Raw genomic sequence first — 15964 nt, forward strand, 5'->3', positions numbered from 1 at the left:
GCTAGGCGACCAATTCTGGACAGATTATCAAATCCAATTGCTTTTTGATGAAAAAAATCAGCAAACAATTGAACTAGAAGTGTCACAAACAGATGATTATACCGCGAGGTTAGAATTTTACCCATCCCTGAAAAGGTTTTTACCATCCATAGTTCCCTTTACTGATAATGACTTTTAAAATCAGCAATTAAACCAGAATGCACCTAGCAATTCGGGCAGTAGCTTCTGGAGCTGATGCGACCGGATATAGGTAATATTCGAGTCACAAAACTTCGTATTCTTTGGCAAGCTTCAGATTGCAATTAGTGTTTGTTCTAATTTCGCGCACTTACTGTCTTCTCGCTTGCTCTTCCAAATAACTCATTAGAACCACCAAAATAGCGATCGCGGTTGCCTTCTATGCTAAATACCTTGAGAGGATACAAAATCCCCTGAAAAGAGCCAAGTAAAAATACTCAGTCCTCGATCGCCTCAACACCAAGTTGCTTCAGTCGCTCAAGGTTATCCTTCATGGTCTTGATCGCTTCTAGAGAGTGCCCCTGCCAATCCATGACCTCGCCCATGACCCGCAAAGGCTCCCGCGAGCGGTATGACTTCGTTGGATTACCTGGGAATTTCTTGTCCGTCACATTGGGGTCATCCTCGATCGGCCCGATCGGTTCCACGATGTAGATTCTGCCGCGTCCCTCGCCGAGAGCTAGTTCAGCGCCCCAGCTTGCCGCATCCAAAGTGGCAGCCAGATAAACGTAGGTCGCCTTCTTCCGCTGACCGTAGTTAGAGTGATAACCGGGTTCGATTAGGTCTCCTGGCTTCAGGTCTGCCCGTGTGCCATGATAAAGAGTCCACTCCGTGACCGCTCCCGTGACCCGCAACGGCTCGCGGGAGCGGTATGACATCGATAGATGCTTCGGAGACTTCTGCTCCGTGAGTTCGGGGGCATTTTCAATCTGACCGATCGGCTCTACGATGTAGACTCTGCCGTGACCTGAGCCGAGAGCTAGCTCTGCCCCCCAGATAGCCGCATCCAGGTTGGGGGTTAGGTAGACATAGGTTGCTATCCTATCCCGCTCACCCACATCCGGGGGATTGCAGGACTCGATCAGGTCTCCTAGCTTCATATCTGCCTTTGTACCGTGGTAGAACTGCTGCGAACTCAGATCGTTGATAGCTGCCATCGGCTTGCTCCTTCTACTGTTCGACTGCATTGAAATCACGAGATAGTTATAAATGCTTGTTGGGTAGACGAGTTGGGGGTGACGGCCTCATTTATTCTCGCTGGTAGTGTCCGGTGTACGCGCCCCTTTTATGGACAGTCTACCGCGCTGCAAGCCCCATTCCGACGTTGATAGTCGTGCCACTGAGAAGTTATTGCGAATAATTATTAATTGTTAAATACGTTAATCTTGGCTCAATGCCAAATAGTCAGTTTGCTCCTGCCTGCGGTGTTCTCATTGCCATCGCGGTCATTGTCTAAGGGACTTCCAATAAATAAAATACTCAGCGTATAAGAATGATAATTATTGTAGAGTGTGGGGATTCAAGGCTGCCGACGGCAGCCTTGAATCCCCTTTTTGTAGTAAGTTCAATGATGTCTGGTTGGAGTTTTTGGATATCTAAAAGTGTCGATTGAATTAACTGCAAAAGTTCTTCCTCAAAAAAAATCCTAGAAACTGATGCAATATTCGAGCAACTAGCAATAGTTAATCAATCGGCTTTAGACGATAAGAGTGTTTTACGTCTCAGCCTTGATCACCGAATAGGACGCCTTTTCCTCCCTGGACTGGTCGCAATTCCTGGCGATGAAGCTGAATGAGGCCAAGCAGGCGTGCCCCATGAATTTTAGCATCATTCGCCACTTGCAGAATTTTCTTGCCAGCGCCTAGATGTAGCGCTTGGTAGAAGGTCCAAAGGTTACGCTACCTTTACGTCTTACAAGATATTGCATTTGGTGCGCGCGCCGTTAGCTTTTCTTCTGATGCGGCGTGCCAATATACGGGAACTCCTTGAGAATGTCAGTGTGCGGCTTGAGGCCAGTGGGGGGAATATCGCCCTTGGAGAGGAAGGCGAGGCGATGCTCGATGACGTCGTCAGTAAAAACGCGGCCATTTGGATATTTAGCGGGCTTCGAAGGATTGAAGCACAGCATGTCGGGCAAAATGCGGTCTGCGTCGATCGCAGCGATTGCTTCTTCGCGGGTGTAATTGCCCGTATGCCCCATCAAGTGAACAAACTGATCCATCCAGCGCTGGCGATCGTTGACCGGCTCGCTGGCGTTGTATTCCAATTTGGTGTCGTCGGTATTGAAGAAGCTACTGACGCTCGGGTGACCAGCGCGATCGACATGAAGCAGTTTACCGTCCTTGCACACGCTACACCGCCCCCAGATCCGGATCTCCGGGTTCGCGCCGAGCTCGCTTGTCGGCAGCTCGATCACTGTCGAGAACACATTGGCTTCCGTATTTGAATCCACGCCGGTCCACGGAGAATTGTCGCCCAGGTGAGGTGCGGTGAAATTTCTGCCGCCCGAGGTATCGAACAAATTCTTGATTCCGTCGAAGTCGAAAAAGAAAGCGTCGCTGCGAGTACCGGCAAAGAACGTGTAGGCGTCGGACTTGACGATGTTGGGTTGGGCGCCGAAGGAGACCTCGGCATCGGCGATGATCTTCGTCCCAACAGCTTCGACCGAGCGAGATTCCGGGCCTTTTGCCACAAAGACGTTGACGGTCTGCATACTGTTTTGCGGTGGCGAGAACACATAACTGATCGCGATGTCCGTCAGGCAGTCTCCGTCATTATCAATGTTGAGGCGGTAAATGGCGTCAGGATGGAGCGCGTCGGCAGTCGGATTTGCATTTAAGATGATCACAGTCCTCGACGGGTCCGTGGGCGACTGGAATGCGTAAAGGTCGCAGAGGTCGAGTCTTTGATCCCCCAGAGGTGGACCGAGATTGAGTCCAGTAAAGTGGTTCGACATTTTTTCTCCTTAGAGGAAAGGGAAGGATTTGCGGCTTGGTTCAAATCGAGGTAACAAATTTAGTGTAATCAGTATAGCCTGAATGCTTGTCATGAACTTAAGGGACTTCCAAAGAATAAATTAATCAACAAAAACTAAGAAGCGAGGTTTAAACAATAACAATAATCATTCTCTTTCTCAGAATGATTATCGTTATTGTATTTGGTGATTTTATTCCTTGGAAGTCCTTAAACCGTGGCTGAAGATTAGCTGTATATCTGACTGCGTTAGAACTTTGGAGCGTTTGTGCTGATTGATTATCATGGGGTAGTGTTACGGAAGACACTGTTGGCGAAATATTGCTTAACATTGAAAAGCGATAAAAATTAATCAATTTGGAGAAATCGTGAGTGACTTCTTGCAGCAGTTTTGGCATCAATCAGAAACTGTCAACCAGAAGTTTTATTTCTTGAATAAATCGATTAAGTGCTTTCTGTGCGGCTTTGTAAGCTGAAGCTTGCCGTCCCAACTTCAATTCAAATAAAATGCGATCGCGTATTGCTTCAAAATCTACAACGTCATGCACAAAATTAATGGCTGACCGTTCCTTAAGCTCTAAATTTTCTTTTTGAAGATTCTGTACTTGGGTTCGGAGCCTCGGAATTTCCAGATCGTACCGTGTAATATTCGGCAATGGTTCAGAAAAATTCTGTGTATTAGAAGTAGAAATATTTGAATTCTTCCGTGTAATACATGGATTCAGGTTACTTCTAACTATTTCCTCTAGATAGTCAGCCCTGGTTAATCCCAAGCATTCAGAGGCGATACCTAACGCCTTCCAGGTATCATCTGTTAGTCGTAAAGAACGCACCTCACGGTAGTCCGAGCTTTTAATCGCAAACTTCCCCTGAGTATCCCTTTTCATCTTTTTCATAGGATCTGCCTACTATGTAATACACGGCAATTTTAAAAATCTTTTCAGCACTTGTCAACCGTGTATTACATGGTATAATAGTTGCTTTGACTTATTCTTTAAGCACCTTGGGGTTGCAATTGTTTAAAACGAGACGAACGAGTCTTGGCAAGAGGTATGCCATTTAGCCAAGCATCCAACCGTACTAAATTAAGCGCACAAGCAATGAAAACCTGCATCAAGTGAGTTTTCTTTAAACCGATGTAGCGAGATTGACGTAGTGCCGAGCACCGTATACCTTGTGAATGTGTTGATTCAATGCCTGCGCGTTGGTTGTAAGTAGCTTTCCATTCAGGTGTTTGTTGAGTTTGTCGTCGAGTTTGGAGTGCTATATGTTGCACCTGTGGAAGAAGAGTCAACTCCCGTGGTTCGGTTTTTGACTTAGTGCAAGATGAACGAACCGGACAATTTCTGCATGTTACGCCATTAAACCTCACACGAATAACAGGTTTCCCACTAACATCTAGCCCTAGTAACCATTTAGTACTTTGGTGTCCTTGAGGACAGGTAACTTTCTCGTTATCCCAGTCTATTTGAAAGTTAGAGCTATCAAATCCTTGTTGAGCCTTGGTTTGCCAACTGGGATCTGACCGCACCGGGCCAATAATTTCAATATTATACTGAGTCTTGCTATTTACTAAATTTTCCGCAGTGGGATACCCAGCATCCACTAGATGCTCATCTGGTAGAAAATCTTTTTCTTCAAGTCTTGAGTGGATTGGTTCCACTGCTTGCTCGTCGGTAATGGTGGATAGGGTTGTGTGGACGTTGGTGATGAAACGGGGGCTATCTTCGTCGCAAATCTCGGTCATGTGTACTTTATAACCAACCCAATCGATGCTGCGTTTGCTACTGTGGTGAGCTTCGACATCATGGGGCGAATGAATCGCAATTGTAGATGGTGGCATATCTTTCACAGTACGCCATTTTACTCGGACATCTGGCTCTGGGGCATAAAATTGCTGTACCCATATTTGACGCAGGGTTTCTACTCCTGGTATTTGTCTTAACCACTGTGGCGTAGTTGGGTCATAGATTGCATCTAACAGCGCCAAACCGTCTGCTCCAATTGTGCTGCCTAGAGCTTCTCGCTCGGAGTCAAGCTTTGGTAAACGATAATTTTCTACACGACGACCATAGCGGTCAAACCAATCAGGATGAATATTTGTTGCTAACCAGTCAGGTGCTGCAACTGCTAAACTATCGAGCGCAACGCGCATCCCTTCCCCCAATGTCTCTAATCGATTGAGGGTGCGTATTGCACCTAAGACGTGGGTTGAATCTATACAAACTCATCTTAATTCCTGGCTTGAATAACAAAGAGATTGGGTCAGCATTTGTCAGCCTGATAGATGAAGGTTTTAAAAACTATGCTCTCTTCCAACAAACTAAAAACATTGATGAGTTCTGGAGTTGGGTATCCGAGTTTAAACTAAAAGTTGAATCTTCCATTCACTCATGGATTGATAAAGCTGGAGGAGAAGCTGGTAAACTTTTACGCTCCTTACGTAATAAAGCTCATCAATGGTGGTATTTTTTAGACCACCCGGACATCCCGCCTGATAATAATTTAGCAGAACCAACGTTACGTTTAGCAGTGACAAAACGAAAAGTCAGTGGTGGTTCTCGTTCTATGAAGCGATTCCAAAATACTGCTAATTTATTGACTGTTATACAAACTTGTCGCCGTCAAGGACGCTCTGTAATTGAGTTTTTTGACCAAGCTATCAAAGCGATGGTTAACTCTTCTGTGCAGACCCCTTCTTTAATTCCTCTCCTTTAGACCTGAATCCTTACAATAAAACTAAGGTCTTGACGATAAATACCAATGCGGATTTCTCTGATACACTGGCGTAAACTGTAGAATATCCGAGAATCCCTGTTCCAGTGAGTACGTATTGGTAGCTTCTCCTCTACTGCTGTAACGAGGATTTCAAACTGTCCGGTTTGTACAGCATGGCGAGTAGCAATTTCTGTGAGTAACGGATGACATTCAGGACTCGATCTACTTGACTGTACTAACAAACCTGCTTTTAACAATTTATCAATCTGGGAACTAAGGGTTTTAGTAACCCAAAGTTTATTGTTTTCATCTAAAGCGCCAGTCTTGCTAATACAACTTCCGAATGAATTTTTGTCTATCGGTGCATAAATTACCGAAAATAACTGAATAATTTTTTGTAAGGAAGGATGTAACTCGAAGTATATATGGGCGAGTTTTGTTTGCAGTTTTGTGGTATCATTATCCAAATTAATCATATTATTTATTCAGTTCTTTGAATAATTCCATTAATTTACGTTTACGTCCATGAGCCGCTTCTAGTTGTGAGCGATAAACAGACCATTCAGCTTTTTGTCCTAGTTGAATATAAGCAGCCTTGACTTTCTTGAGCCAACTAACCGCAGCGTCATAACGGTCAGCTTTCCCTTGTTCCATAATTGGTTCTGCCCGTCTGCGAGCGTTATCAATTACCCAATTTGGACGATGGGAAACTGCTGCATCCATAACTCGATGAACCAGTTTGGAATCATAGTAAGTATCTCTTTCTACTGTTTTAATTGCATCATCAATTAATCCTTCATGGAGGAAAATATCGACTTGAGCTTCTCGTATTCCCAAATCTGGCTGAACTCGTAGTGTTTGCAGTAAATCTTGTTTGAGCGTCAACCAAGTTTCTCCTGCATAGTCTTGAATCTTACCATAGTCTCGAAACGATGGTCTGATTTTAAAAGCAATGATGCTGGCAGTTAAGGCAGTGGCATTATCTTCTAACCCTTGGGCTAAATCACTTGTCCAAGTAGCAAATTCATACAAACAGTTACCTGTTAAATTTATACCTGCAAGACATATTTCTAACGCTTCAACCAAATACCCATCTTCCCGCAATATTTTTGCCAGGGCAAAACCCTCTTCTGCTTTTTCCATTAGGATTTTAGCCGCAGACATGGCCTCTTCTACTCTTCCCAAAGCTGCTAATTGCGTCAGGTATTGTAGAGTCATTTCTTCTGCTAAAGCTAGATTTAAATACTCTGTGTAACGATTTTGACGTTCAAGAATTTGCAAGCGAATCAATGCTAAATCATCAGCATAGCTTGGTCGTTCATTTTCCCAAAGTTCTGCGGTATCATCTCCTTGCATAATTTGTTGTAGTGGTTCATAATCCCAACCTTGACGCAATGCTTCTAAACTCATACTAAAGTCTGCACTGATTTCGTCTTGCCATGATTCCAACATCAACTGCAAATCTACTATTTCTCCTGTAGACATTTCTGCACACAAAATTGCTTCTGTCCACGCGCTATCAAGAGGTTCTGCGATGGAATAACTGTCTCCACCGTAATCTAGTAACTCGTCCCATTCTTGGGCATAAGTTTCGGTAATAGTTTCAAGAATTGCGATCGCATTATTGCCATCTCCATTTTCTGCTAACTCTCGCGCTTTCTCAATTACAGCCAGTAAATCATCTGTAAATGGGTCTTCTTCTAAACCATACTCTAATTCTTTCAATCCATCCCGCAAAATCCGCAAGACATGAGAGCGGAAAGGTGATGTGTCAATTTTGCTTTGGCGGGTAGAAGGCTGTTTTGTTTTTGGTTTTGGCAAGTCTATCAAACTGACAAACTCATCAATATCATCAATTATTTCTGGTCTATTTTCCACCAGTTCTTGTAATAATCGCTGAGTTTGAAGAAGATCGAGGCGATTTAATAATTGTTCTAGTGTTGGACGTTCTTCAATGATCTCTGATTGACGCGAACAGCTTAATAAGGTGGCAACAATATGTTTGCACCAACCATCATAATCATAAGGACAAGTACAACTTGCTAAGGTAATTCCACCTGCATCAAAACGAATACTGACTTGATATGGTGTAATTTCGCTACCCTCTATCTCTGCCTGAATCAGATTACCTCGTTTTTTTAGTTCAGCGATCGCGCCCCTACGGTAATATTCTTCACCACGACTGTAGGATGAAGCGTTGGAGTTATGACGTATTATTGCTTCAGAAATTTCTGGAATCGACATAGCACCCAAGTCTTTTATTTTTAGCTTACGCTTAAACTGCCTTTATTTCCTCTTGGGTCTGTATCCCACTTAAATTTAATATCCATGAATGAAATTACCTGAAGCCGGACGAGGTTTTGGAGTGTGAAAAGTTCCGCATACAGAATACTTACGGAATGAGCGTAACCCCGGAACTGGTTGAGCAAAAAGAGCCAAGTCACGAAAGCGAACTACTTGATATTCTTGGCATTTCCAGTATGAAATAGGGGAAAATGTGAGCAATTGGAGCGCCTGCGGGAATCGGAGAAAATAATATGTCTGACGTAACCATTGCTCCTGTAGTTGCCTGTGTGGAGCCGTAAGCCTTTCCACAACTAGTATGAGTGAAAATGTGACAGCGTGTCATTGTAGTATGTGCCGCAATTGCGGCGGAGGGCCTTTGTTAGTAGTTGAGTGTGAAAGTGATGTCAGCTTGTCTGGTGAAGAAAATATTGGGCTTTATCAATCGTCACAGTGGGCAGAACGTGGATTCTGTAAGCAGTGTGGTAGCCATCTATTTTATAAACTAAAACAAAATAATCAGTATTTCATGCCTGTTGGACTATTCGAGAACTGTGAAGGTCTTGTTTTCGATCATCAGGTATTCATTGATGAAAAGCCCAAATATTACTGTTTTGCCAATGAAACTAAAAACCTGACAGGGGCCGAGGTATTTGCACAGTTTGCACCTCCTGAATGACCCTAAACATTAGAGTTACTTTTTACCAGTTTGAGTTTGGTTAGGGCAATGAGCGCACTACTTCACTCACTTTCGTGCGCTCACTCAAAACCATGAGACAACAAATCATCCGGCTATGTCTTTACCACTCTTGTAAGTCATAGCTCTGGGTTTTCTCTTCTTGAGAGGAACTACTGATTTTTTGGGTGGTTGGGGAGGGCGGCATTTCTCGCAATATAGAGGTCGAACTCCAAAGGTTTCTCGTTGTGTGGGTTGTTCACACTGCTTACATACGAAGTTGAAAACGCGAGTGTGAATTTCCCGCTTGTGCGCTCTGACGGTGTACGAAGGGACATCGATTGTTTTGCTGGGCATTGATTACTTATTGTGGTCTTACTTCTAAAATATAGTTTTTCATATTAGTTCTGCAAGATCCGTGCGTCATCTAACTAAAGTAATTCTACTTAATCAAATAAATACTCTTGGATATCATTTTGATGATGGCGGAGAATACTTATAGCTTTGACCTGAATTTGACGAATCCGCTCTCGACTGAGGTTTAGCTGTTGGCCAATCTGAGCTAGATTGAAATGCTGATCATTCTCTAGCCCAAAGCTTAAAGTCAACACTTGACGCTGTATAGGTGTCAATGGTTCTAAGAATTTAGCGATATCTTGCGATAAAAGTTCTTGGGTAAGGAGTTTTTCTGGTGAAACGCCAACGTCTGCTAAAATTTCGCCCAATTCTGTCTCTTTCTCATCTCCGACTTGTTTATTTAAAGAGATGGCTGTGCGAGAAGCGGTAAGATATTCTCGAAACTTATCTGTGCTGAGGTTTAATGATTTTGCTATTTCTTCAGCAGTGGCATGACGACCGAGTTTTTGAAAGCTTTCTCGCTGTACTTTCTTAATTTTATTAAGTATTTCAGTGAGATGAATAGGTAATCGAATCGTGCGGGATTGTTCTGCTATGGCGCGTGTGATCTCTTGACGAATCCACCAATAAGCATAAGTCGATAGCTTATAGCCCCGGTTGGGATCAAACTTTTCTATACCCCTTTGTAAACCGATTGCTCCTTCCTGAATCAAATCTAAAAATTCCAAATTCCGGTTCTGGTATTTCTTGGCAACAGATACTACGAGTCGCAAGTTAGCTGTCACCATTTTTTGTTTAGCTTTTTGACCAAGGTGTAGTGCTGCTCGGACTTGTGTTTCGGTTTTTTCAACAGCATTGGCTAATTCTGTCATTGTTGGTTCCCGGTTTAGCTGTTGAGTGAGTTCATTTTTAGATTGCTCAATGGCAATCATCTGTTGTACCTGCCTAGCATAAGCAATTTCTTCGTCTGGCTTCAATAAAGGATACTGACCAATTTCCTGCAAATAGATGCGAACCATATCTGAACTGAGGCTGGACATACAAACTTTTGGGCTTTTTTTTACCGGGGGATTTAAAAGTATAAATCAAATGATTCGATAAACTTTTTTATTTTTAATAGTCAAAATTCATCACTAATAGATTACAGCTCACCAATGCACCCCTGTTTGAAGCAACCGTTGCTGTAACCTTGTGTACCGCCGTTGGTCATCAGTAGAGCGCACGGCTAGAGATATCGCTTTTTTTGCGCCAACAACGATCGCTAACTTCTTGGCACGGGTAAGCCCAGTGTAAAACAGGTTCCGAGTCAACATCATATAATGCTGCATATAGATTGGCAGAATCACCACCGGATATTCTGAACCCTGACTTTTATGAATAGTCACGCACCACGCTAGCGCAATTTCATTCAGGTCAGCGTAATCGTAAACGACAGTCCGCTCACCATATTGCACTGCAACTTCCTGCTCGACAGTATCAATGACGAGGATAATTCCTAAGTCGCCGTTGAAGACTTCTCGGTTGTAGTCGTTGGTTAGCTGGATGATGCGATCGCCCTCACGAAATAAATTGCCACCTCTGTTAATCTCCACCTTGCTGGGGCTGGGTGGGTTGATCAACTGTTGCAATACTGTGTTCAGGTTACGAGTCCCGATTACTCCCCGTGTCATCGGGCAAAGCACTTGGACATCAGTGGCAGAATTAAAACCTAAGCGTGGAATCAAATCGGTAATCAACTCGCAGATTGCCTGTACACCATGCTCGGGCTGATGTCCGCCGCCGTGCCAAATACAGTCGGACACAGAATTGTCGGAGATTGGCTCGATTGTGGGATAAATTCCTCGATTAATTTGGTGAGCAGCAGAGATGATTGCGCTCTGTTGAGCTTGGCGAAATACCTGGGTCAACCGCACCACGGGAACTCGCCCAGAATTGATCAAGTCAGCGAGTATTTGACCTGGGCCCACAGATGGTAACTGGTCAATGTCACCCACCAACAACAGTAAAGCGCCAGCTAGTACTGCTTTAATTAAGGAGTAAGCCAGAAACAAATCAAGCATCGAAGCTTCGTCAGCGATAATTGCCGTGTGGGGCAAAGGATTTTCGCTATCGCGCTTGAAACCCCTTGAGCGGGGGTCAAATTCTAACAAGCGATGTATGGTTTTAGCTTCCAGCCCAGTCATTTCACCTAAGCGTTGAGCAGCCCGTCCAGTGGGTGCAGCCAACGCAATAGATTTACCCATTGCTTTCCACAGGCTGACAATAGTGTGAGTTGTGAAGGTCTTTCCAACGCCAGGGCCACCAGTGAGGATCATGATTTTGGAGTAGGCTGCTGTTTCTACAGCTTGGCGTTGCTGTTCTGAAAGCTGAATTTTCCGGCTGGCTGTAAAGCGGTCAATCCAATCACGCACACGCTCAATGTCAGTGCCAACAAGATTTTCCAAGCGTTGGCGTATCAATTGAGCTAAATTATGTTCCGTATGAAAGTAAGTCGGCTTATAGCAAAGTAGCCTTTTTTCTTCATCCCGCTCTCTAATCAAGTCGTCTACAAGAGCCATATCTTTAATAATGATCGCAACCGCTTCTTCTGTGGGCTGATGAGATTCGGTAGTCAGCAGTTTGATTACCGACTCAATCAGTTCGCTTTGTGGCAGGTAACAGTGACCATCTTCGGCAGCTTCACTTAGGCAATGGATAATCCCCGCACGGTAACGAAATTCTGAGTCAGGCGCAATTCCGATATTTCTCGCAATCTTGTCAGCAGTCAGAAAACCAATCCCGTAAATGTCGGCTGCTAACTGATAGGGGTTCTTGGTAACAGTAGCGATCGCTTCATCCTTATATTGCTTGTAAATCTTTACAGCATAAGTGGTAGAAACGCCATGCCCCTGGAGAAACACCATCACTTCTTTGATTGCTTTCTGAGTTGACCAAGCGTTTTTGATTAAAGTAATCCGCTTTTTAGCGATGCCCTGAACTTCAATCAGTCGGTCAATTTGGTTTTCGATGATGTCCAGGGTTTCTAGCCCGAAGTGGGCAACAATCCGTCTTGCTGTGACTGGGCCAACACCTTTAATCAGCCCACTACCAAGGTATTTCTCAATCCCAGTGAGAGTAGCTGGTTTGGTTTCTTGGTAATTGATGACTTGGAATTGTGGCCCAAACTGCGGATGGTCACGCCAGAAACCAGTTAGTTGTAAAGTCTGCCCTGGCTGGATGTTAGCAAAGCTGCCGACAATTGTTGTGAGTTCGGTGCTACGGGGGCGGGTCAGTCTTGCCACTGTGTAACCCGATTCAGCAGAGTAAAAAGTTAAACGTTCTACGACTCCAGTGATTGTTTCGTGTTGAGGAAAGGCGCTTACTTGTTGAGGGGAAAGATTAGGGGGAATGGACATTGCTTATCATCAGATGCCGCACAGCACATCATTGTATATAATACTGGAATTCAGTGAAGTATAGTACATAAATACTAAACTACCACCCAGTATTTGTGTCATCGAAAACTCACCCTAATTTCTCCGATTAACTTACTCCTATGAAACAATTTGTAAAAGTAAGAATATTGAATTTATTTACTTGTAGCAATAACTTTGTCAATTTCTTGTAATTTCTGCTGAAAAAGAGAGCGCATTTCATGAAGCTGTTTACTACTAGCTTTTTTAAGCAAATCTCCAGAAATTCCATTAACTTTTTGAAATATTACTTTTACCTCTTTTAACTCTTGTTCATTTGACTTTAAATACTTGACCTTAATTTTTCTAACCAGTTCACGAGTTTCTGTTACTGTCAGATTTTTCTTTAAGACTTCATCTGTTGCTGCAATCCGTTCGGATACTGCTTGATTTTCGGAGATGTCTAATGCCTTGGTAGATAGAGTTGCCAATGCTAAAGCATGAGCGCCTTTGAGTCCATGCTGCCTGATGACCTGTTTTAAATCTTGAGGCAGATAAAGCATCGGCATTAGATTAGCTTTCACAGAACTAGGATTTAACCCTAACTCTAGCAGCACTAGTAGTAGACTCTGCTCTTTACCTGTAATTTCCAATAGTTCTAAGCCCTGTTGCTGTTCATCGACGCTAACAGCCATCAATTTTGCTAGCTCTTTACTATTTCCATTTCTCTCTATTCTTTTAATTACCGTTCCCAACATTGTGGAAACTTCATCCATTGACAAATTAGCGGACTTCATTACTTCTTTAAATACTGCCTCTGCTTTATCTAAAGGATTCAAGTCTTCAAAGCCAAGAAAAGTTAGTAATGCAGATTGATCTAAGTCATTAGGCATTGCCACTATTACTGCACGAATAGTTGACCAGCCTAGTAATTTAGCTCCTTCAGTACGTAGCTGCCCATCTAACAGTATGTAACGACCATTACTCTGTCTGACTAAGATGACTGCTGAAATCTGCCCGTGTTTTTTGAGTAATCGTGCTTTTGCTTGTATTAATTCTGGTGTAATTGTCTGCCGAGGCTGATTAGGATTCGGGTCAATGAGATTTAAATCAACTTGTACTTCTCCTGATTGATTTTGAAGTTGTTCTCGGAGTTTTTGCAGTTCTTTCTCTAATTCAGGAGATTGTGCGGTTCTGAGTCTTTCTATTTCTATTTGAAGTTCAGCAATTTTTTGTTCTTGCTCAGTTTTTTGAACTGCACTACTAAATTTACTAGCAATTTTAGGCAAAGCCACGATTATTTTTTCTCCTTAATTAAAGCAACTAAATCATCTGTAATTTGCTTAAAATCTTTACAAGCAGGATGTTTGGGACGGTATTTTTGTAAAGGTAGCCCGTGAGCGCTAGCATTTTTGAATTCATTGGAACTACGAACTTTGGGGTAAAGTTTCAATTGTAAATGTTCAGTGATTTCTGGTAATTGCTCTAGATATTGTCTGTGCATCGCTACGGTATCATCATACATACTTGGCACAAACCCTAAAATTGGTGGACGAGGTGATAACTGTAACTCATCACTGGTTGAAATGCACCATTCTACCAATTCTGCTGAACCAGAAATCGCTTTCATTTCTAATTGCACTGGAACTAATATGTGAGTTGAAGCGGCTAAAGCATTAACATTCAGCATTCCCAATGTGGCCGGACAATCCAAGATTACTAAGTTATGAGGTAATGGGTAGTTTTTTAAGCGATCGCTAAGTGTGTACTCTCCTCGTTTCCTAATTACTAATTCGTTGGCCATTTCAGCCATTAATGGATGTCCTTGGCAGACTTGAATTTTTGATTCTTCCCAAACCGAAATTAATTTCCAATCCCCCTTAAAATCTTTGGATAATGCTTTGACTAGAGTATTAGATACTTCAGCAGGTGGTACCCCACAAAACACATCTAAAGAGCGTTGTGGATCTAAGTCAAGTATTGCTACAGAAAAGCCACGCCGAACTATCTCGTATGCAAGGTGTACACTGAGTGTAGTTTTACCTACACCGCCTGCGTTAGCTATCAGTGAGAGAACTATCTGCTTCATATCAGTTTTTTTGTCGGATTTTGAAATTCGACATTCAGCTTTTGAAAAATGTATATCATGCATTTGTATTTGTCACCTATTTCTGTCGTATTTTAAAATACGACACATTTTTTAAGGATTGAGCAATAAACAAAATTAAATTGAAATCAACCCAACGTCCATCTAAACCATCAAAACAGCAACAGCCCAAACCCATTACCTCATCTCTTAAATCTGATTTGACTTTAGTTGATGAATAACTCCAAACTCAGTAACAGCCTGATTATCCCCCTGTCGAGGAAAAACCCATGAAGCCACCAAAAGTTGAGCCGCAGGTGACTGGCAAGCGCAACAAGAAAAAAATAGATTTACCACCAGCAACCAAACCTCATATACCCTTTCAAGACCGTCTCGAAGAACCAGAATTACCGCCAGAACCCTGTCAGCACATGCAATTCCTGGATTGCAACTCGGAAATAGGACGTGTGATATTCGAGTGCTATCACTGCCAGCAGGGGATAATCAGCGAGTACAAAGGACGACCTTCAGTAATTTTCACAAAAGTAAAATGCCCTAACTGTGAGCAAACAGCGATTAGACTGCAAGCAAGGGAAGTACTTTCGACCACGGCGATACCTTCACCTTGGCAGCAATGATGGCACACTCCCTCTTCAAGAGTGATTGGTAAGAGATATTAACGATTGATAATGCAAAAGCTGAGATTTTTAACCTCAATAATGACTGCACTAACGGCGCTCACGCTTAATAGTTGTAGCACCGCTACAACTGAACAGTATGAAGCTACAGCGCTCACCAGTTACACCTGGCAAGTTAAATATGCGAATAACCTAACTAGTCAACCACAGCCACGCATTGAAACCTTTGCAAATACTTCAGTGGTGAATCGGAATGGATTGAAACCGCCAGGAGGAGTTCTTGGCCCAGATGAACAAGGGCTATGGTGGCCTACTTTCCCGCCGCGACCAAGTGTTGATGAAGTTGAACAACGTAAAAGACCTCAAGAAGAGGCAGGCAAACCTGAATTGATCAAAGATGTAAAGTACAAACTGACCTATGGAGTGGGTAATACTCAGAAAACGCTACCTACTAATTATGATGTTTATCGGGAAGTGGTTAAAGCTTACGCCCAAAAAACTCCTTTGCAATTGACTTTGGGTATTAATGATGATTCAGTTGAGAAAGCTGAACCTGTAAGCAAGTAATAACGCACTCGTTACATAGTCAGCAAGAAGTTAAAGATCAAAACTGAATTGCTTTTCAACAAAAAATTGATAATAAAGTATAAATCAAAGAGTCAACGATGATCTAAATTAATTTCTGCTGCATTGATAAAAAGATTTCAAAAAATCCTGATGGGGGCTATATAGGGGCTATATATACCCCAACAATAGTTCAAGACTTTTGTGAGATTTTGACCCCTATATAGGGTGCATATAGGTGCTAAATGGGGTATATTTG

Annotated in this window: 13 protein-coding genes and 3 pseudogenes; 4 read left to right on the forward strand and 12 right to left on the reverse strand. The window is 42.9% G+C overall.

The window, feature by feature from the left end:
• Positions 1-455: 455 nt before the first annotated feature.
• The 5 genes and pseudogenes from arr to HWQ38_RS04145 all read right to left on the reverse strand — a co-directional run.
• Positions 456-872 carry an NAD(+)--rifampin ADP-ribosyltransferase gene (arr, locus tag HWQ38_RS04125; protein WP_292790266.1) on the reverse strand — a complete coding sequence of 139 codons (417 nt, stop codon included), beginning with the start codon at positions 870-872 and terminating at the stop codon, positions 456-458.
• A pseudogene (locus HWQ38_RS04130) lies at positions 855-1205 on the reverse strand (NAD(+)--rifampin ADP-ribosyltransferase); the annotation flags it as partial. The gene arr and the pseudogene HWQ38_RS04130, both read right to left, overlap by 18 nt.
• Before the next feature lie 755 nt (positions 1206-1960).
• Positions 1961-2974, reverse strand: coding sequence for a DUF4331 family protein (locus tag HWQ38_RS04135; RefSeq protein ID WP_292790248.1), 1014 nt, complete (start codon positions 2972-2974; stop codon positions 1961-1963).
• Positions 2975-3392: 418 nt separating this feature from the next.
• The gene (locus HWQ38_RS04140) at positions 3393-3887 is read right to left on the reverse strand and encodes a hypothetical protein (protein WP_292790250.1); all 495 of its coding nucleotides are present in this window, start codon (positions 3885-3887) and stop codon (positions 3393-3395) included.
• A 98-nt stretch (positions 3888-3985) separates the two neighbouring features.
• Positions 3986-5209 (reverse strand): annotated as a pseudogene (locus HWQ38_RS04145) (transposase); the annotation flags it as partial.
• On the opposite strand from HWQ38_RS04145, the pseudogene HWQ38_RS04150 reads away from it, so the two are divergent.
• Positions 5179-5709 (forward strand): annotated as a pseudogene (locus HWQ38_RS04150) (transposase); the annotation flags it as partial. The pseudogenes HWQ38_RS04145 and HWQ38_RS04150 sit on opposite strands and share 31 nt — an antisense overlap.
• Here the strand turns inward: HWQ38_RS04150 and HWQ38_RS04155 are convergent.
• Both HWQ38_RS04155 and HWQ38_RS04160 read right to left on the reverse strand, forming a co-directional pair.
• Positions 5706-6185 (reverse strand): hypothetical protein, encoded by a 480-nt coding sequence (locus tag HWQ38_RS04155; RefSeq protein ID WP_292790252.1) that lies wholly within the window; start codon positions 6183-6185, stop codon positions 5706-5708. The pseudogene HWQ38_RS04150 and the gene HWQ38_RS04155 overlap by 4 nt on opposite strands.
• Position 6186: 1 nt before the next feature.
• Entirely contained in the window at positions 6187-7953 is a 1767-nt protein-coding gene (locus HWQ38_RS04160) for an SWIM zinc finger family protein (RefSeq protein ID WP_292790253.1), read from the reverse strand.
• Positions 7954-8311: 358 nt separating this feature from the next.
• Between HWQ38_RS04160 and HWQ38_RS04165 the strand changes: the two genes are divergently transcribed.
• Complete coding sequence (locus HWQ38_RS04165) at positions 8312-8671, forward strand: GFA family protein (protein WP_292790254.1); 360 nt, start codon at positions 8312-8314, stop codon at positions 8669-8671.
• Between the two features lie 105 nt (positions 8672-8776).
• On the opposite strand, the gene HWQ38_RS04170 is transcribed toward HWQ38_RS04165, so the two are convergent.
• The 5 genes from HWQ38_RS04170 to HWQ38_RS04190 form a co-directional block, all read right to left on the reverse strand.
• Positions 8777-9025, reverse strand: a complete 249-nt coding sequence (locus HWQ38_RS04170) for a hypothetical protein (RefSeq protein ID WP_292790255.1) — start codon at positions 9023-9025, stop codon at positions 8777-8779.
• Between the two features lie 89 nt (positions 9026-9114).
• Complete coding sequence (locus HWQ38_RS04175) at positions 9115-10065, reverse strand: RpoD/SigA family RNA polymerase sigma factor (RefSeq protein WP_292790256.1); 951 nt, start codon at positions 10063-10065, stop codon at positions 9115-9117.
• Positions 10066-10173: 108 nt separating this feature from the next.
• On the reverse strand, positions 10174-12420 hold the full coding sequence (locus tag HWQ38_RS04180) for an ATP-dependent RecD-like DNA helicase (protein ID WP_292790258.1): 2247 nt from the start codon (positions 12418-12420) through the stop codon (positions 10174-10176).
• A 173-nt stretch (positions 12421-12593) separates the two neighbouring features.
• The gene (locus HWQ38_RS04185) at positions 12594-13712 is read right to left on the reverse strand and encodes a ParB N-terminal domain-containing protein (RefSeq protein ID WP_292790259.1); all 1119 of its coding nucleotides are present in this window, start codon (positions 13710-13712) and stop codon (positions 12594-12596) included.
• A 2-nt stretch (positions 13713-13714) separates the two neighbouring features.
• On the reverse strand, positions 13715-14506 hold the full coding sequence (locus tag HWQ38_RS04190) for a ParA family protein (RefSeq protein WP_069074846.1): 792 nt from the start codon (positions 14504-14506) through the stop codon (positions 13715-13717).
• 287 nt (positions 14507-14793) lie between these two features.
• Between HWQ38_RS04190 and HWQ38_RS04195 the strand changes: the two genes are divergently transcribed.
• Both HWQ38_RS04195 and HWQ38_RS04200 read left to right on the forward strand, forming a co-directional pair.
• A complete protein-coding gene (locus tag HWQ38_RS04195; RefSeq protein WP_292790262.1) occupies positions 14794-15141 on the forward strand; it encodes a hypothetical protein in 348 nt (115 codons plus the stop codon).
• 81 nt (positions 15142-15222) lie between these two features.
• Positions 15223-15708 carry a hypothetical protein gene (locus HWQ38_RS04200; RefSeq protein ID WP_292790264.1) on the forward strand — a complete coding sequence of 162 codons (486 nt, stop codon included), beginning with the start codon at positions 15223-15225 and terminating at the stop codon, positions 15706-15708.
• The last annotated feature ends 256 nt before the right edge of the window (positions 15709-15964 follow it).

The sequence above is a fragment of the Nostoc sp. NMS7 genome (genome assembly GCF_017115085.1).
Lineage (GTDB): Bacteria > Cyanobacteriota > Cyanobacteriia > Cyanobacteriales > Nostocaceae > Nostoc.